Source organism: Arthrobacter sp. N199823 (assembly GCF_002929705.1).
In the GTDB taxonomy this organism is placed as follows: Bacteria; Actinomycetota; Actinomycetes; order Actinomycetales; family Micrococcaceae; genus Specibacter.
Map to the genome: position 1 here is coordinate 52118 of NZ_PJIN01000007.1, position 18462 is coordinate 70579.

The following is an 18462-nucleotide window of genomic DNA, read 5'->3' on the forward strand; positions in this document are numbered from 1 at the left end:
CTCACTGCAGCGCCTACTCGTTACAGCGCCTGAGTCGGATCTGACGGGGCGTTGACCAGCGAATGAGCTGCGCGCTCCATGTAGTCCCACAAGGTGGCTTCATGCATGGGCGACAATTCACCGGCATCCACGCCCTTTCGCATGGCGGCGAGCCAGCGGTCGCGGGCCTCAGGCGTGACGGCGAACGGCACGTGACGCATGCGCAGGCGCGGGTGGCCGCGTTCCTCCAGGTACGTGCGCGGTCCGCCCCAATACTGTTCAATGAACATCAGCATGCGGTGCTCGGCCGGGCCCAGATCTTCCTCGTGGTACATGGCGTGCAGCAACGGATCGGCGGCGATGCCCTGGTAGAAGACGTGAATGATCTTCTTGAACGTCTCGTGCCCGCCCACCTGCCCGTAAAACGTGTCCGAATAATCCACCGGCTCATCCGCTGCGGGGCCCGATGTGGAAGGCAGCGGGCGGCCCACAGTGGTGGGAATGGGCAGCAAGGTGGCAAGCGGCTCGCCAAAGCGCGACGGAATGGCCGTTCCCTCAGTAGCCGTCTTTTCGGCCGCATCGTTCGCAGCCGGTCCGTTGGCGGAGGTGGGGGTGTACTCGGAATTCATGATTTGTTCAGATCTTTCTGGGTGCTTATTCGGTGGACTCGTTGGCGCTACTAGTGCTCGGTGCGTTGCTGCTGTTGGGCGTGCTACTGCCGTTCGACGCCGGAGCCGTTCCTTGCGCCGATGCTGCGCCTGCCGCGGCGGTCGGGGACGCGCCGTCGTCAGTGTCAGCGTCAGTATCACTTGCGGGGGCGATGTAGCTACCCTTGGATCGGTTGCCCAGGCGCAATATTTCCCCGTTGCGCAGGTACCAGAGCGTGCCATCTTCACCCAATACCCGGGTGATGCGCAGGCTCACATACTCAACCGTGCCGATGACCTCGCTGGTCTGGATCACGTCGCCAATACCGTATTGATCTTCAATGGCGATGAAGATCCCGGCAAGGAAGTCGCGGATGAGCTGCTGGCAACCGAAACCAATCGCAATACCCACAACACCAACACTGGCCAGCAGCGGGGCGATATCAATCTCGAAGGCGATCAGCACGTAGAAACTGGTCACCACGGCGACCGCAATGGTCAGGACCGAGTTCAACAGGGTGCCGATGGTGCGGGCTCGCTGCACGCGTCGCTCATTTTCCAACGCCCGGACTACGGGGTCGAGGTTGCGCAGCATGGGGGCGGCCCAGCGCAAGGTTCGGTGCTCCAACGGGGCCCGGTCTGCCCTGGCGCGTTTAACGACGATCCGGATCAAATAGTGCAGCACCAGCCATACCAGGAAACCAATGGCGATGGTGATGCCGGCCAATGCTAGATGGTTGAGGAAAGTGTCGTTGGCTTCACCAAAGAAATTTGTCGCTTGCACTCGAGATCTACCTTGCATCCGTTCGGGGGTTGGAAATGGGCCTCGTTACCAACCCTAACGCGGGCACGGCATGGTTTTAGTCCTGCGTGGCGCTCAGCAGCCCAGGAACGTGTTGCACAGGAAAGTTCACGCTCCGCGCGATGAAGCACTGCGACGCTGCTTCGGCATGCAGGGATAGTGCCAGATCTGCGGTGGCAGGATCGGCCACGTAGATCATTGGGTGCAGTGTGGCCGATGCGAATTGTCCGCTGCCATCGGGGTTCAGGATGAGGGTGCCGGTGGCGTGGTCTTCATACTTGGTGACGACCACGCCATGCTTGAGTGCCACGTGCAGATAGGACAGCATGTGGCACTGCGCCAACGCCGTCAGGAGCAACTGTTCCGGGTTCCAGCGGTCCCGGTCTCCGTGGAAGGTCTTATCGGCCGAGCCAAGCAGCACGGGCAGGCCAACGGCCGTGACGGTGTGGTCGCGGCCGTAAGCCTTGTAAGCGGAGGTCCCGGTTCCCCGGTTCCCGGTCCAATTGATGTTGATCTCGTAATGATGCTCATTCAGTGCCATGAAGCTAAGCGTAGCGGCGCTCAGAGGAACGGGCGTAGTGCCGCAGCGTATCCGTATTGGTACCCGGCTGCATTGGGATGGAAGGCGAAGGGGTTTGGCCCTCCCGGATAGTTCAGCCACGGCGAGGCCGAAGGAACGCCGTGACCGCGGAATAGATAAGCCACGGGAACAAATGCTGTCCGGTTCGAGAGCGCACTGATCGCTAGTACTCCGTTGAGGAGATCGGCGGCGGCATTGAGTGTTTTAGTCCCACTGATTTGAGTGGGTGTGTAACCCAAAGCGGCCATGTTTTGCGGTTCAAAGAGCCGCGGATAGCCCAGATACAGCACCCTTGCCCCCGGGGCCTTGGCCTTGATGGCTTTGATCATGGAAGCGACGGACTTGGGCAGACTTTTCATGAGGTAGATCGAGTTTGCCACGGCTGATTTGCAGATGGCCTCGGTCGAGGTAGGTGCAAGGCAGGCCGCAATGGCGGCGGTCCAGCCAATGTCATTACCACCGGCCGTCAGCGTGATGAGTGTGGTGTTGGGCGCGAGCAAAGGGACTTCCAAGGTCCGGACCTGCTCCGTGGTGAACCCGGCACATGCCAGATTACTCACTGGGGTGCCAATCTGTGCGGCAACCCAGGTGCCATAGCCATGAGGGCTCTGGCCACAGCCGCCAAATTCCTCGCCTCCGCCGGATCCGGCCGAGTAAGAATCGCCCAACACGGTGTAACTGACGGTGGTTGAGCTGGTGTGTGTTTGGGCCATGGCCGGTGCTCCGGCGAAGCCTGCAATCATCCCGATGGATAGGAGCGCAACAGCGCCTGCGCGGGCAGCAAATCCCTTAAAATTATGTATTCCCATGCCCTGAAGATACGCCGCAGAACCGGGCGGGCATAGACTTGCAAGGACGTGCTTTTTCATGGCCGGCGCCTGCGTGTCGGCTGGAATAGCCGCATGCAAAAACGGGTGCGTCCGCAGCTTTTTTACAGCTGGGACGCACCCGAAAAAAGATGCTTAGGCGTCGGCGGCCTGTGCCTGCAGCGCGCGCACCACAGTGTCCCGGCTTTCCACCAGCAGCCGCCGCAGGGCCGGAACATCCGGGCTCAACGCGTCAAGGAAAGCATCCGTAGCATCCAGCGTTGCTTGGGATACCAGCTGCGACGGGTACAGGCCCGTGATCATGGAGGACGCCGTCTCGTACGACTTGGCCTCCCACAGCTCCCGGATGGCGCCGAAGTACTTAGCCACATAAGGCTCCAGCAGGGCCGTATCCCACACCTTTGTGAAGCCATCGATCGCCGCACGCTGAAGAGCGTTAGCTCCTTCACCTCGGACGACGACGGACTCCCAGGTAGCAGCCTTCCCCTCGGCTGTGGGGATGGCTGCGTGCGCAGTTGCTGCCGCAAGCTGACCCGTTTGCGTGTTGTCCAGAGCCAAGGCGGCCGCAATAACGGAGGCATCGGCACGGCCACCAGCAGCCAGCGAGATTAAGAACTCCCACTTCATGTCGGTGTCCAGTGCCAGCTCATCCAGCTGCTGCTCACCGTCCAGCAAGGCCTGCACAACATCAAGTTGAGGCGCCGATTGTGCGTGGCCAGCAAAGGCCTTCACAAACTGCAGCTGCGCATCTGAGCCAGCGGCAGCATTCTGGGCCAGAGTCCACAAGGAATCGGCCGCAGCAATGGCGGTTGTCTTCTGGTGTGCCGGTGCCACGTAGTAATGAAGCGCCGTGGACAACTGCCGCAGCAGCACCATGATGACGGTTGAATCGCTCTCGGAAGCAATCGTCGCCAGCACAAAGTCCACGTAGTCACGGGCAGGGGTTTCGCCGTCACGTGCGGCATCCCAGGCCGACGCGGAGACTAAGGTGCGGGGCAGCGAGTCGCGGAAGTCCTGCAGATGAGCCTTGGCCGTGGCGAGGGAAACTTCATCGAGGCGGATCTTCGCGTACGCCAGATCATCGTCGTTGAGCAGGATCAGCGCCGGGCGCTTCATGCCTACCAGTTCCGGCACCTCCGTGAGGGCTCCGTCAATATCCAACTCAACGCGGTGTGTGCGGACCAGCTTGCCGGCGTCCGCGCCGTCCGTGGAGAGATCGTAGAAGCCGATGGCTGCACGGTGCGGGCGCAACGTTGGGTGCTGTTCCACAGCGGACTGGGCGATCGAGAATGAGGTGATCACGCCGTCGTCCGCCACATCAATGACGGGCTTGAAGGTATTGACGCCAGCCGTCTCGAGCCACTTTTCCGTCCAGGTGGACAGATCGCGGCCGCTGGCAGCCTCGAGCTCCACCATGAGGTCCGGCAGCTCGGTGTTGGACCAGGCGTGCTTGGCGAAGTAGGCGCGGACGCCGGCCATGAACTCTTCCTGACCCACCCAGGCCACGAGCTGGCGCAACACCGAGGCGCCCTTGGCGTAGGTGATGCCGTCAAAGTTAACCAGCACGTCTTCGAGGTCGTTGATCTCCGCCTTGATGGGGTGCGTGGAGGAGAGTTGATCCTGACGGTACGCCCAGCTTTTTTCCAGCGAGGAGAACGTGGTCCACGCATCCACGTACTGCGTGTTTTCCGCGGCGGCCAGGGTGGACATGAACTCGGCGAAGGACTCATTGAGCCACAGATCGTTCCACCAGCGCATGGTCACGAGGTCGCCGAACCACATGTGCGCGAGCTCGTGCAAGATGGTGATGGCGCGGCGTTCCACCATGGCATCGGTGACCTTGGAACGGAACACGTAGCTCTCCAGGAACGTCACGGCGCCAGCGTTTTCCATGGCGCCAGCGTTGAATTCGGGCACAAAGAGTTGATCGTACTTGGGGAACGGGTACGGGGTGCCGAACTGCTTCTCGAAGAATTCAAAGCCCTGGCGGGTCAGTTCAAAGACGTTCTCGGCGTCCATGAATTCCATGAGGGACTTGCGGGCAAACACGCCCAAGGGAATGATGCGACCGTCGGAACTGGTCAGCTCGCCGCGCACGTTCTCATACGGACCGGCGATGAGGGCCGTGATGTAGCTGGACATGGTCAGCGTGGGCTCAAAGTGCCAGACGGACGTCTTGACCCCGTCAACCTCGCCCGCAGCTTCCGGGGCAGGGGTGGGGGAGTTGGAGATGACGTCCCAGTGCGAAGGGGCCGTGATGTGGAAGGTGAAGTTTGCCTTCTGGTCCGGCTGCTCAAACACGGCAAACATGCGGCGGGAATCCGGCACCTCAAACTGGCTATACAGGTACACCTCCCCGTCCGCCGGGTCCACAAAGCGGTGCAGGCCTTCGCCGGTGTTCATGAATAGCGCATCGGCGCGCACGGTCAGTTCGTTCTCGGCGGCGAGGTTCGGCAGCTGGATGCGGACGCCGTCGGACACCTCTGCGGGGTCCAGTTCAACCCCGTTCAGGGTCACTTGGTGCACGGTTTTGGTCACCGCATCAATGAACGACGACGAACCCTCCTTCGCGCTGAACCGCACCGTTGTGGTGGAGGCGAAGGTAGATTCGGAGGTGGTCAAGTCAAGAGTTACGTCATAGCTTGTGACGCTCAGGGTGGCTGTGCGCTCAATAGCTTCGGCGCGAGTGAGGTTCATACCAGGCAAGGTGATGCCGTCCGTTCAGGTTCTCGTGGAAAATTCCGGGATGGCCATCGTCGTTCACTGCTGTGTGCAGTGGGCGGTGATGGATTTACGATGATTCTTCCACGTTACGCCCCCACGGTGCCGCAGTTGGGCAAGTTGCCGTCCCGTCTCGATGTGGGGCAGGGTTGGTGGCAAAGGGACCGCGAGTTGGGGCCGATAAATCTAGCGTGACGATGGAGTTTTTTACGTGGGGGAGCAAGTGCGCAGCATTGACGCCGAAAAAGCCTACAATCGGCGGTGGTTGCTGGGGCTGATTGTGGGCCCGTTGCTGATGGGGGTCCTGGCCGCCGTGTGGATTTTCGGCGAGGCGGGCAGGCTGCCTGCAGAGTTGGCCTCGCACTGGAACTCGAAAAATGAGGTGGATGGCTGGATGTCTGTGGCCGGCACCGCCTGGATGACGGTGGCGATGGGCGCCCTGGGTGCCCTGCTCGCACCGCTGGGATTGCTGTTCCGCGCCCAGTCTCTGCTGCTTGCCCGTGTTGGTGTGGGTGCCGGGTTGGCCTTCGGCATTGGCATGGTAGCGCTGTCCGTTGCCATGGTTGCGGGGCAGCTGGATCTGGAGGACACCTCTCAGGCGAAACTATCCGGGCCCGTCATGGCTGCTGGATTGGCGCTGGCGTTTGTGGTTGGCTTCCTCGCGCTCTGGCTGTACAAGCCCGGAGAGGTGGATAGGACGCAAAGCCCGGAGGTTGTGCGCATGAATCAGGCTGCAACCTCTGATGGCGAAGCCGTTGCGCAGGCTGGCGTGTCGCGTGCGGCCCGCGGGGAGACCCAGCAGATCAAGGTGTCCATGGGCGTTTGGACCTGGGTTTTGGCCCTGGGCGTTGGTGGGATCGTTGCCGTCAGCACCTACTTCATTTTTCCGGTGCTGACCCTGATTGGACTGGTGGTTGCTGCGGTGATTTGGGTGTTCTGCAGTGGCACGGTGGTCATCGCTCCCGACGGCGTGAAGGTTCTGGCCGGCGGTTTCTGGAAGGTCATGCCGCTGGAGTGGAAGGAAGTCCGTGCCGCCTCGGTGGAGGATATCAAGGCCTTGGATTACGGCGGTTGGGGCTACCGGATGACCGGCGGGGCCATCGGCTTCATCATGGGAAGCGGCCCGGCCTTGGTCTTGGAGTGTGGATTCCACCAAAAATACGTCATCTCCATGCCGGATGCCCGGAGCGCCGGCGAGGCCGCTGCCTTGGTAAATGGTTATGTCCGGAGCACGAAAGTGAAAAACTAGTCTCATGGCACGCGATAGTGAAGACAAATTCGCCAGCGAGCGGCACCTTGACGTTCAGGCGCTGCGCTTTTCCTTGGTATTCCCGGGACTGCTGGCCGTGGGGCTCATCTTTGGCGGGCTCATGTTGGCCGCCAAACTCCCGGCCGGTGTGGTGATGCCCCTGGGTGGAAACCCCGTGCCCGTGCCCGTCTTCCTGGGAGTCGGCGTGGCAAGCATCATTCTTGTGGGCGCGGGGCTTGGCAGCCAGGGGGCACGCACCACCTTGCCGCGGATGCTGCGCCGCATTGTGCTCGGGTTGGCCGTGGCGCTGCAATTATCGGTCTTTACTCTTTTTGTGGCAGCGCTGCTGGGACAGGGAGCGCGCGGGCAATTGACGCCGGAGCGGGTGGATGACTACGTGCTGCTTATGGGTTGTGGCCTGGCTCTGGCCATGGGCGTGGTTCTGGCGTTGACGTTCAAACCTGATGAACAGTGGACGTCTGCCGACGACGGCGCCTTCGCCGCTCTCCTCAGCGCCGAAGCGGACCCGCAGGCTGCTCGGGATCAGCTGGCCTATTTCCTGCATCCGCGCAGCTCCGTCGTCATCATGATTTTGCTGGCTGCCGTCATGCCGGGAGCGTTTTTGGCACTGATCTCGCCGTGGATCCTGTTGGCCCTGGTGGTGGCAGCCCTGGTAGTCATTGCCATGCTGTGCGCCACCGTGGAGGTTGACCGGGAGCGGCTCATCGTGAAGATCATTGGCGTGGTTCCCGTGCTGGTGGCACCGTGCGAAGGGGTGGCTGCGGCGGTGTCCCTAGACATTGTGGCGGGTGACTACGGTGGCTGGGGCCTGCGTAAGCACAGCGGATCCGCAACCTTCTTGGCTCGCTCAGGCGCCGCCGTCGTACTTCGAGAGAACGACGGCGGGAAGGTCGTGGTGGGTGCGCCCAACCTCGACGCAGCTGATGAGCTCTCAGCGATCCTCAACCGCAGGGCCGGTAAAACGCCGCAACAGCGCTAAACGTTCGCAGCAGGGCGGCACCTCGGCGGGAGCAAGGCGCGCTGGTTAGGTAGGCTAGACGCAGCACAATCACCTCGAACTTAAGGAATTCTCATGCGCGTTCACATCGCAACCGACCACGCCGGCATGGAGCTCAGCGCCCACCTCATCACCGCACTGTCCGCCAAGGGCTACGAGATGATTGACCACGGCCCGCAGGCTTACGACGCCGAGGATGACTACCCCTCCTTCTGCATCAACGCAGCCCTGGCCGTAGTGGCAGACCAGGCCGCGGGCGTTGACGCCTTGGGCATCGTGTTGGGCGGATCCGGCAACGGCGAGCAAATCGCGGCCAACAAGGTCAAGGGTGTACGCGCAGCACTGGCCTGGAACCTGTCCACCGCGCAGCTGGCCCGCGAGCACAACGACGCCAACGTGGTTGCCGTGGGCGGCCGCCAGCACAGCGTTGAAGAAGCCACGGAAATTATCGAAGCATTCCTGGCCGAGCCCTTCAGCGACGCCGAACGCCACGTGCGCCGCATCGGCAAGATCGCCACGTATGAGACCACCGGCGACGTTGTCGAGTAAAGCGCAGCGTGTCAGTCGTTTTTAGGGGGATTAGTGCCTGAGGGGCACTCAGTGCACCGCCTGGCGCGGCAGTTCAGCGACGTCTTTGCTGGTGCCGCGCTGGCCGTCTCCAGCCCGCAGGGAAAGTTTGCTGCTGGCGCGTTGCTCGTTGACGGTCAGGTGCTGGAACGGGCCGAGGCGCACGGGAAGCAAATGTTCTTGTACTTCTCTCACGATCTGGTGATGCGGGTGCACCTTGGCCTGTACGGGGCGTGGGACTTTGGTGGGGACTCAACGTTCACTGGGGCCTCCAGCATTGGCGCGCCGCGTCGCATTGGTGAACGGGAAGTAGCGCAGGATCCTGGGTGGGGCCACGCGTCCGAGGGCCCCGTGGCGAGCTTGGGAGCCGGGGGAGAACGTGGGTGGGGCCACGCGTCCGAGGGCCCCGCGGTGAGCTTGCGAGCAGGGGGAGGGCGTGGGGAATATCAGGGCCCGCCAGTACCTAAGGGCGCCGTGCGGGTGCGTCTTGTTTCGGATCACGGTTGGGCTGATCTTCGCGGACCCACGGCCTGCGAGGTTATTACCCCAGCCGAAGCGGAGGCGGTTCGGCGCCGCCTTGGACCTGATCCACTGAACAAGCTGCCCGGTGACGCGCAGGAGTTTGCGCGTCGGATCTGTTCGAGTTCCACGTCCGTTGCCGCACAGCTGATGAAACAGGAGGTGTTGGCCGGTGTGGGCAACGTCTACCGAGCCGAGGTGCTGTTCCGGCTGGGCCTTGACCCCATGCGCCCTGGCAAGAGTCTGCAGGCCGATGAGGCGCAGGCGCTATGGGACGATATTCGGCGCATCATGGCAGACGGTGTCCGCGATGGCCGCATCATCACCACTGAGCTCAGTGATCGTCCCTCGGGTGAGGGACTGGAGGTGGGGCACGGGCTGCGTGAACGCACTCTGCCTGTCTCTGTTGGGCCCGTCACCGCTGGGCCTGTCACCGTTGGGTCCATCGCCGGCGGCGTCAGCGGCGTAGCCGCCAACACAGCCACGGCCTCAGCCACCAACAAGGACGTGCCGGTGGATGATGCGCACTATGTGTACAAACGCGAAGGTAGGCCGTGCAGACACTGCGGCACCGAGATTGCATTGAAAGAGCTCGGTGGAAGAAAGCTGTACTGGTGTCCGAGCTGCCAAGGACGCTAGCGCTCCACGATGCTAGCCATTCATGCCTCTAGTTGCCCACCCAGGAAGCCTGCCGCCGTTGCTGCCGCGGGGGAGAGCCTATTGATGCAAGGACCGTGTATCGCCTCCAGTAGAGCGGCGGCAATATGTGGAATCTGCGGCATTTTTGGGCTTGGGAGAGCTCGATTTGCAGGACCGGCAAAGTGGTTGATAGTGTTACGGAGTTGTTCCGGCGAAAGCCCACAATGATCCCCATAACTGGGGGCGTAGCTTAATGGTAAAGCCTCAGTTTTCCAAACTGATGACGCGGGTTCGATTCCCGTCGCCCCCTCCGCGTTGAGAGTTCCCCGGTCACTTGGCCGGGGAACTTTTGCGTTCCGCGGTACTTTGACGTTTTCGCGCACGTTAGAACACGTTAGAACTAGGGCGAAAACGTCAAAATACCGCGGATTCCTCAGCCGACAATCCCCGATTGTGCATCTGGGAACTTTTGCCCGTAGACTGTTGCGGGCACTACGGGGCGTAGCGTAGTGGCTAGCGCGCCTGCTTTGGGAGCAGGAGACCGCAGGTTCGAGTCCTGTCGCCCCGACTTCAGCATTATCCGGATCACGTTTGGTCAGTGACTGCCCATGTGCTGGGCCTAATAATCCATCAACAGACCATCAGGAGTACCACGCTGTGAAGAGCGCTGTCGAAACCCTCACACCCACTCGTGTAAAGCTCGATGTTGAGGTTTCCTTTGAGGAATTGAAGCCCAGCATCACCGAGGCTTACAAGACCATTGGTACGCAGGTCCAGGTACCCGGCTTCCGTAAGGGCAAGGTCCCCAACACGCTGATCGATCAGCGCGTTGGCCGTGGCTACGTTCTGGAGACGGCTATCAACTCCGGCCTCAACGGCTGGTACCAGGAAGCAGTTGTCGAGAACAAGCTGGTTCCGTTGAGCCGTCCCGAGGTTGAAATCACCGAAGTTCCGGACCCGACCGGCACCGACGGTGTAGTCAAGTTCCACGTTGAGCTGGACATCCGCCCCGAAATCGAACTGCCGAACTACGAAGGCATCGAGGTTGAGGTTGCCGCTGTTGAGGCATCCGACGAAGACACCGACAAGGCACTGGATGAGCTGCGCGGTCGCTTCGGCACCCTGAAGGCTGAAGATCGTCCGGCCGTTGATGGCGACTTCCTCACCATCAACATCGCTGCCAAGATCGACGACGTCGAGGTTGACTCAGCATCTGACCTTTCCTACCAGATCGGTGCCGGCAACATGCTTGACGGCCTGGACGAGGCCGCAACCGGTCTCTCTGCTGGCGAAGAAGCCATCTTCACCACCAAGCTGGCCGGTGGCGAGCACGCTGGTGAAGAAGCACAGGTCAACCTCAAGGTGACCTCCGTGAAGGTTCGCGAACTGCCCGAGGCAAACGACGACTTCGCTCAGCTGGCTTCCGAGTTCGACACCATTGCCGAACTGAAGGAAGACCTGGCCAAGCAGGCTGCCGAGTCCAAAACCGTTGAGCAGGGCGTTGAAGCTCGCGACAAGGTTCTTGAGAAGCTCGTTGCCCTCGTTGAGGTTCCGGTTCCGGATTCCGTCATCGCCGATCAGCTCGAGCAGCACTTCAAGCCGGAGAACTCGCACGGCCCCGAAGAGCACGACACCGAAGAGCACCGCGCCGAGGTCAAGGAAAACACCGAGAAGGCATTCCGCAACGAGATCATCCTCGATGCAATCGCCGAGAAGGAAGAAGTCAGCGTCAGCCAGGCTGAACTGATCGACTACATCGTTTCCTCCGCCAGCCAGTACGGCATGGACCCGAACCAGTTCGCTCAGATGCTGGACTCCTCCGGCCAGGTCAACATGATTGTTGGCGAAGTTCGCCGCCGCAAGGCTCTTGCCGCTGTTCTGGCCAAGGCCACCGTGACCGATTCTGAGGGCGCCGCAGTGGACCTGACCGACTTCGTGTCCGTTGCCGCTGAGGAAGAAGAAGTTGCTTCCGAGGACGAGGTTCTCGAGGCCACAGCAGTTTCTGATCCGGGCGAAGCTCGCATCTAAGGCCCTTCCCGCCTAAGGGAAACATGTTCGAAAAAGCCGTTGCCGGTTCCTTGCTAAGGAGCCGGCAACGGTTTTTTGTTTCCCAGACTCAGCGTCGCCAAGGGGCCGTTTTATTCCCGTTAGTGGGGTGGCTGCGGTGATCGTGCGCCGACAGCGAACAGTGCGCCAAAGGGGGATAATCCCGGCCGAAAAAGGGCTACTGTCCAAGTAGTGAACATTAGTGATGGCTACGTTGGACATACTCAACTAGCCGCACGAAGGAGAGGTAAACCCACCATGGCACAGCACAACACCCCCACGATGGCTAGCGCGGACCCGTCCGGCTCGGACCAGTACATCTACAACCGACTGCTCAAAGAGCGCATCATCTGGTTGGGCTCGGAAGTTCGTGATGACAACGCGAACTTGATCTGCTCGCAGCTGCTGCTGCTCTCGGCTGAGGATCCTGAAAAGGACATCTACCTTTACATCAACTCACCCGGTGGATCGGTCACAGCCGGCATGGCTATCTACGACACCATGGAGTTCATCCCGAACGACGTCGTCACCGTCGCCACCGGGCTGGCAGCCTCGATGGGGCAGTTCCTGCTCTCCTCGGGCACCAAGGGTAAGCGCTACGCGACGCCCAACGCACGCATCCTCATGCACCAGCCTTCCGGCGGAATTGGTGGAACGGCGTCGGACATTAAGATCCAGGCCGAGCTGATCCTGCACATGAAGAAGGTCATGGCCGAACTGACGGCCGAGCAGACCGGACAGACCGTGGAGAAGATCCTCACCGATAACGACCGCGACAAGTGGTTCACGGCCGAGGAAGCCCTGGAATACGGCTTCTTTGACAAGATCTCTCGCCATGCAGGAACCGTTGCCGGTGGCGGCGGAACCCACGCCAAGTAAAAGCCGAAGACAAAGATTTCAGGAGTAAAACCATGACTTACAACTTTGGCAGCACAGCGTTTGGCAAAACTGCCGGCAACCTGCCCACCAGCCGCTACGTACTCCCGCAGTTCGAGGAGCGCACACCGTACGGTTTCAAGCGCCAGGACCCGTACACCAAGCTGTTCGAAGACCGGATCATCTTCTTGGGTGTCCAGGTTGATGATGCCTCGGCCGACGATGTTATGGCCCAGCTGCTCGTGCTGGAAGCCGACGACACCGACCGCGACATCACCTTGTACATCAACTCTCCCGGCGGATCGTTCACGGCCATGACGGCCATTTACGACACCATGCAGTTCATTCGCCCCCAGATTCAGACCGTCTGCCTGGGTCAGGCGGCGTCCGCAGCAGCTGTCCTCTTGGCAGCCGGTGCACCCGGCAAGCGTTTGGCCCTGCCGAACGCTCGCGTGCTGATCCACCAGCCGGCACTCTCCGGCGGCCAGGGCGGCCAGGCCTCTGACCTGGAAATTCAGGCCAACGAGGTCATGCGTATGCGTGAATGGTTGGAAAACACCCTTGCCGACCTTTCCGGCCGCACGCCGGAACAGGTCAGCAATGACATTGAGCGTGACAACATCCTGACCGCCGCTGCGGCCAAGGAATACGGCTTGATCGATGAGGTCTTGGCACCGCGCAAGATGAAGGCTGCAGCCATCACGCGCTAAGTGATGTGCTGTACCTGCCGGAACAAGGGAAGAAATCCCTTGTTCCGGCGTTTGCCTTCCACCCAATGTCACACCCGTGGCTTAGAGTTGAATGTAATGTGAAGGACGTTTCCGGCATAAGCCGCGGAATGATCGATGTAGTAGGGGTAGCACCGCCGCCGGTGGGCTATTCGTGGAAGGACACGTCAATGGCCAGGATGGGCGAAAGCACCGATCTGCTGAAGTGTTCTTTCTGCGGAAAGAGCCAGAAACAAGTCCGCAAGCTCATTGCTGGACCCGGCGTTTACATTTGCGACGAGTGCATTGAACTGTGCAACGAGATCATTGACGAGGAACTGTCCGAAGTGGCAGATCTGGACGCCTTTGAACTGCCTAAGCCCCGGGAAATATTTGACTTCCTGCAGGAATACGTCATTGGCCAGGAGCCCGCTAAGCGCTCACTAGCTGTGGCCGTCTACAACCACTACAAGCGCATCCAGTCCGGGCACGCCGTCAAGAGCACCACCATTTCCGGCGGTGTCCACGACGAAGTAGAAATCGCCAAGTCCAACATCCTGCTCGTGGGACCCACTGGATGTGGCAAGACGTATTTGGCACAGACTCTGGCGCGGCGCCTGAACGTCCCGTTCGCCGTGGCCGATGCCACCGCCTTGACGGAGGCCGGCTATGTGGGTGAGGACGTGGAAAACATCCTACTCAAGCTCATTCAGGCCGCCGATTTTGACATTAAAAAGGCCGAGCAAGGCATCATTTACATTGACGAGATTGATAAGATCTCGCGCAAGTCCGAGAACCCCTCCATCACCCGTGACGTCTCCGGCGAGGGAGTCCAGCAGGCACTGCTGAAGATCCTTGAGGGAACCGTGGCCTCCGTGCCGCCGCAGGGTGGGCGCAAGCATCCGCATCAGGAATTCATCCAGATCGACACCACCAATGTGCTCTTCATTGTGGCCGGCGCGTTTGCCGGTCTGGAAGAAATCATTGGCTCCCGTGCGGGCAAGAAGGGTATTGGTTTCGGTGCACCGCTCAGTGCCTTGAAGCAGACCGAGGCGAGCTACGCCGACGTCATGCCGGAGGACTTGCTGAAGTTTGGGCTGATCCCGGAGTTCATTGGTCGCCTGCCCGTTATCACTACCGTCACTCAGCTGGACCGCACAGCCCTGATTCAAATCCTCACCGAGCCCAAGAACGCGCTGGTCAAGCAGTACCAAAAGATGTTCACGCTCGACGGCGTGGACCTTGAGTTTGATGATGAGGCGCTGACGGCCATTGCTGAGCTGGCCCTGAACCGGGGAACCGGTGCCCGAGGCCTGCGCGCCATCTTGGAAGAAGTACTTCAGCCTGTCATGTTCGATCTGCCCAGCCGTGAAGATATTGCCACCGTTGTGATCACGGCCGAGGTAGTAGGCAAGAAAGCCGAGCCCACCTTGATCCCGCATGAGGTAGTGGCCAAGCGTCGGAACAAGTCAGCGTAACTGAAGCTTGGACTTCCTGCCCGGAATAGTTTTTAGCCCGGAGTCGTTGGAATTGGTGATGGGCTTTGGCCCGCTCAGTAGTTGGAACCCATGCTCTACCTAGGAGATTTTTCGTGTCTGAAAGTACTTTGACTGCACCCGAAACAGCCGACTTTTGGTTTGACCCCACCTGCCCCTTTGCTTGGGTGACCTCGCGGTGGATCGGCGAAGTGGAGCAGGTTCGCAATATCTCGGTCAACTGGCATGTCATGAGCCTCTCGGTGCTCAATGAGAACAACCAGGATCTTCCGCAGCAGTACAAGGAACTCATGGCGAAGGCTTGGGGCCCGGTCCGCGTCATCATGGCAGCCGTCCAAGAACACGGCGAGCAGTTCATCAAGCCCCTCTATGACGCGATGGGCACGCAGATCCACAACAACGGCAATAAGGACATTTCAGATGTCATTGCCAAGGCTTTGGCTGAGGCAGGGTTGCCGGCAGAACTGGCAGCTGCAGCAACCACGGATGCCTACGATGTCGCCTTGCGCGCCAGCCACAGTGAAGGCATTTCCAAGGTTGGCCAAGACGTGGGCACACCGATCGTGGCCTTCAATGACACCGCATTCTTTGGCCCCGTCATTACCCGTATCCCGCGCGGTGAAGAGGCCGGCAAGCTCTGGGACGCCACGGTGACACTGGCCAGCTTCCCGTACTTCTTCGAGATCAAGCGAAGCCGCACGGAAGACCCGCAGTTCGGCTAAATAGCAACAGTTTTGGTGCCTTCCCTGGTGCCCATTGTGGCGAGCAAGGGCAGGTGGAAAAGTTTCTTATAAAAACTTTTCCACCTGCCCTTGTTTGTGTCCGGGGGCAGGAGCATACTTGTTCTTACCCAATCCGCCAAGGAAAGGGCTGGTAGATACTAAAAAATTTAGTGACTGAACCATCTGATCATTGAGCACCGTTTCGGCGGGACGCTCGCAAAGGTTCATTAGCACCGGTGACGCGGTGACTGTCCTGAAAACCATTAGCATCCACCAGACCGCGAACGTCACAAGCGGCATGAAAGTCGAAGCCCCACCGACGGCAATCAGCCGATGGGGCTTCCCCTTTGTCCAAAATCAGCTGCGGGGGTAGTCATTACCATTCGCCACTGGTACGCCGGGGGCAAATGGCAACAACTACCCCCGCAGCCGGGTAGAGCGTCCGCAAATGGCAACAACTACCCCCGCAGCCGGGTAGCGCGTCCGCAAATACTCACGCGCACAGGCCGTTCATCTAGTCTTCACCGTGATGTTCCTGCAACAGCCCGTGGCGGCAACCTCAACGCGTCACGGTTAGAGCGTGAAGATTGCCATCATAGCTGAGTCATTCTTGCCGGAGATGAACGGGGTCACCCACTCACTCCTGAAAATCCTCCAATACCTCGACGCCCGCGGTGACGATGTTCTGGTCATTGCGCCGTCGACCTTACACGACGCGCCTGCTGTGGTTGAAGGCGCAACGGTGCGGCGGCTACCTGCCATTCCGCTCACGGGATATCGAAACATCCGGATTGCCGTCGGTGGCGTCCGGAGGGTGAAGGTGCTCCTTGCCGAGTTCAATCCGGACGTGGTCCACCTTGCCTCACCTTTCGTCCTTGGCTGGCGGGCAGTTCGTGCCGCAGCAGCCCTGGGGATTCCCACTGTGGCCATCTACCAAACGGATGTGCCAGGGTATGCGGCCAAATACGGGCTGACGTACCTAGAAAATTGGGCGTGGCAGCGGGTGGAACGCATCCACACTGCAGCGACCACAACGCTGGCACCCTCCTCCGACTCGGTGAACAAACTGCGTGGCCACGGCATCCCCCGAGTGCAACTCTGGCGCCGTGGTGTGGACACCGAAAGATTTCACCCCAGCAAGCGCAACGTACAATTCCGCGCAGCTGTTGCACCCGACGGCACCAAGATCATTGGCTATGTGGGACGGCTGGCGCTGGAGAAGCAAGTACAGGACTTGGCGGTGTTGGCGGACATCCCAGATTCCCAACTCGTCATTGTGGGCGACGGCCCCCAGCGGGCAGCTCTAGAAGCGGCCCTGCCGCAAGCACATTTCACCGGCTTCCTCGGGGGAGCTGACTTGGCGACTGTCATGGCTTCCTTTGATTTGTTTGTGCACCCGGGTGAGCTGGAGACGTTCTGCCAGACCATTCAGGAGGCCATGGCTTCCGGTGTGCCGGTGGTGGCCACAGGTCGCGGTGGGCCCGTTGACCTGGTGGATTCCTCCCGCACGGGCTGGCTCTACACCCCGGGCAACTTGCACGAACTGCGCGCCTACGCCATGGACCTCATTGGCGACGATGCCAAGCGCGCCGCCTTTGCTTCCGCCGCCTTCGATCAAGTGCAAGGCCGCAGCTGGACAGTCTTGGGAGATCAACTGATGGAACATTACCGTCATGCCATTGCAGCGGGTTCAGCCATGCCCGCCGAACTGAGAGGAACAAAATGAAGATTTCAGTCATTGGAGCCGGCTACTTGGGCACGGTTCATGCAGCCACCTTGGCCGCCATGGGCCATCAGGTCATCGGGCTGGACACGGATGCCGCCAGGATTGAGCAGTTGGCCGCCGGGGTTGCGCCGTTCCATGAGCCCGGCTTGGTGGAGCTTTTGAAAGAAGGGCACGACGGCGGCCGCCTCACCTTTACCACCGACCCGGCGCTGCTGGCTGAGGCGGAGGTCCACTTCCTCTGTGTTGGCACGCCACAGTCCAAGACCGGCAATGAAAGCGACTTGAGTTTTCTCCTGTCGGCCGTGACGGCCCTGCTGCCGTATCTGCATCCGGGGGCGGTGGTGGTGGGCAAATCAACAGTGCCGGTGGGTACTGCAACACGGATCCAACAGCTACTCGTTGGCACGGGTGCGGTGCTGGCGTGGAACCCGGAGTTCCTGCGTCAGGGCACGGCCGTCCAGGATTCCCTGATCCCGGACCGGCTCGTCTATGGAGCCCAGGACGGCACCGCCGGAGCCAAGGGAGCCGCGGCACTGGATGCCGTCTACGCCCCGCTGCTGGAACGGGGCACCCCGCGCATCATCACCAACTTCGCCACAGCGGAACTGATCAAGGTTTCCGCCAACGCTTTCTTGGCTTTGAAACTGTCCTACATCAACGCGGTGGGCGAGTTTTGCGAACAGGCGGGGGCCGACGTCGTGCAATTGGCGCAGGCTCTGGGGCACGATGACCGCATTGGTGGGAAGTATTTTCAAGCAGGTGTCGGATTTGGCGGTGGCTGCCTGCCCAAGGATCTGCGGTCATTCCGGGCACAGGCGCAAGCCCACGGTGTTGAATCGCTCGATGAGATGTTGTCTCTCGTTGATGGTGTGAATGCCGATGCACGGTATCGCGTGGCCGAGACGGCCGTTCGCTTGTTGGGTGGAGACGTCAAGGGACGGGCCATCACCGTTCTGGGCGCCTCATTCAAGCCGCACACCGATGACATTCGGGATTCGCCGGCGCTGGATGTGGCCTGCCAGCTGGGCAACCAGGGCGCCAAGGTGAGCGTGAACGATCCGCAAGCAGTCGAAACGGCGTGGCTGCAATACCCGCAGCTGACCTTTGAAAATCAGCTCCAGACAGCGTTGGATGGTGCCGAGTTGGTTCTGCTTTTGACGCCCTGGCCGGAATTTCTCGCCTTGGATCCGGCCCATACCGCCACCCTAGTGCAGCGTCCTGTCATGCTGGATGGACGCAATGCTTTGGATGGTGCGGTGTGGCGTGCTGCCGGGTGGGAATACCACGGAGTGGGGCGGGCCGCTGCGGCACTTGCACCCCGTCCGCAGGCTGCGTTTTAGC

At 60.6% G+C, this 18462-nt stretch carries 16 protein-coding genes and 2 tRNA genes; 13 read left to right on the forward strand and 5 right to left on the reverse strand.

Annotated elements, in window-relative coordinates:
* Positions 1–20: 20 nt before the first annotated feature.
* The 5 genes from CXQ93_RS14745 to pepN all read right to left on the reverse strand — a co-directional run bounded on the left by CXQ93_RS14745 (position 21) and on the right by pepN (position 5532).
* Positions 21–470 carry a globin gene (locus CXQ93_RS14745; protein ID WP_374953418.1) on the reverse strand — a complete coding sequence of 150 codons (450 nt, stop codon included), beginning with the start codon at positions 468–470 and terminating at the stop codon, positions 21–23.
* A gap of 163 nt (positions 471–633) precedes the next feature.
* Complete coding sequence (locus tag CXQ93_RS14750; protein WP_258069023.1) at positions 634–1410, reverse strand: mechanosensitive ion channel family protein; 777 nt, start codon at positions 1408–1410, stop codon at positions 634–636.
* A 76-nt stretch (positions 1411–1486) separates the two neighbouring features.
* Entirely contained in the window at positions 1487–1969 is a 483-nt protein-coding gene (locus CXQ93_RS14755; protein ID WP_104111197.1) for an OsmC family protein, read from the reverse strand.
* A gap of 20 nt (positions 1970–1989) precedes the next feature.
* Complete coding sequence (locus CXQ93_RS14760; RefSeq protein WP_181036176.1) at positions 1990–2817, reverse strand: SGNH/GDSL hydrolase family protein; 828 nt, start codon at positions 2815–2817, stop codon at positions 1990–1992.
* 153 nt (positions 2818–2970) lie between these two features.
* A complete protein-coding gene (gene pepN, locus CXQ93_RS14765; protein ID WP_104111199.1) occupies positions 2971–5532 on the reverse strand; it encodes an aminopeptidase N in 2562 nt (853 codons plus the stop codon).
* Positions 5533–5767: 235 nt separating this feature from the next.
* Between pepN and CXQ93_RS14770 the strand changes: the two genes are divergently transcribed.
* The 13 genes from CXQ93_RS14770 to CXQ93_RS14830 all read left to right on the forward strand — a co-directional run bounded on the left by CXQ93_RS14770 (position 5768) and on the right by CXQ93_RS14830 (position 18461).
* Complete coding sequence (locus CXQ93_RS14770) at positions 5768–6805, forward strand: DUF1648 domain-containing protein (RefSeq protein ID WP_104111200.1); 1038 nt, start codon at positions 5768–5770, stop codon at positions 6803–6805.
* A gap of 4 nt (positions 6806–6809) precedes the next feature.
* Positions 6810–7805, forward strand: coding sequence for a hypothetical protein (locus CXQ93_RS14775; RefSeq protein ID WP_104111201.1), 996 nt, complete (start codon positions 6810–6812; stop codon positions 7803–7805).
* Positions 7806–7898: 93 nt separating this feature from the next.
* Positions 7899–8372 (forward strand): ribose-5-phosphate isomerase, encoded by a 474-nt coding sequence (locus CXQ93_RS14780; RefSeq protein WP_062288188.1) that lies wholly within the window; start codon positions 7899–7901, stop codon positions 8370–8372.
* Between the two features lie 33 nt (positions 8373–8405).
* Entirely contained in the window at positions 8406–9548 is a 1143-nt protein-coding gene (locus CXQ93_RS14785; RefSeq protein WP_104111202.1) for an Fpg/Nei family DNA glycosylase, read from the forward strand.
* A gap of 239 nt (positions 9549–9787) precedes the next feature.
* Positions 9788–9858 (forward strand) — tRNA-Gly (locus CXQ93_RS14790).
* A gap of 185 nt (positions 9859–10043) precedes the next feature.
* Positions 10044–10116, forward strand: a tRNA-Pro gene (locus CXQ93_RS14795).
* An 89-nt stretch (positions 10117–10205) separates the two neighbouring features.
* Positions 10206–11576 carry a trigger factor gene (tig, locus tag CXQ93_RS14800; RefSeq protein WP_104111203.1) on the forward strand — a complete coding sequence of 457 codons (1371 nt, stop codon included), beginning with the start codon at positions 10206–10208 and terminating at the stop codon, positions 11574–11576.
* Between the two features lie 276 nt (positions 11577–11852).
* Positions 11853–12473 (forward strand): ATP-dependent Clp protease proteolytic subunit, encoded by a 621-nt coding sequence (locus CXQ93_RS14805; protein ID WP_104111204.1) that lies wholly within the window; start codon positions 11853–11855, stop codon positions 12471–12473.
* Between the two features lie 32 nt (positions 12474–12505).
* Complete coding sequence (locus CXQ93_RS14810) at positions 12506–13180, forward strand: ATP-dependent Clp protease proteolytic subunit (RefSeq protein WP_104111205.1); 675 nt, start codon at positions 12506–12508, stop codon at positions 13178–13180.
* A 188-nt stretch (positions 13181–13368) separates the two neighbouring features.
* Positions 13369–14655 carry an ATP-dependent Clp protease ATP-binding subunit ClpX gene (clpX, locus tag CXQ93_RS14815; protein ID WP_104111206.1) on the forward strand — a complete coding sequence of 429 codons (1287 nt, stop codon included), beginning with the start codon at positions 13369–13371 and terminating at the stop codon, positions 14653–14655.
* Positions 14656–14768: 113 nt separating this feature from the next.
* The gene (locus CXQ93_RS14820; protein ID WP_258069024.1) at positions 14769–15395 is read left to right on the forward strand and encodes a DsbA family protein; all 627 of its coding nucleotides are present in this window, start codon (positions 14769–14771) and stop codon (positions 15393–15395) included.
* Positions 15396–15975: 580 nt separating this feature from the next.
* A complete protein-coding gene (locus CXQ93_RS14825) occupies positions 15976–17121 on the forward strand; it encodes a glycosyltransferase family 1 protein (RefSeq protein WP_104111207.1) in 1146 nt (381 codons plus the stop codon).
* The gene (locus tag CXQ93_RS14830; RefSeq protein WP_104111208.1) at positions 17118–18461 is read left to right on the forward strand and encodes a UDP-glucose/GDP-mannose dehydrogenase family protein; all 1344 of its coding nucleotides are present in this window, start codon (positions 17118–17120) and stop codon (positions 18459–18461) included. The genes CXQ93_RS14825 and CXQ93_RS14830 overlap by 4 nt, the downstream gene beginning before the upstream one ends.
* Position 18462 lies beyond the last annotated feature (1 nt).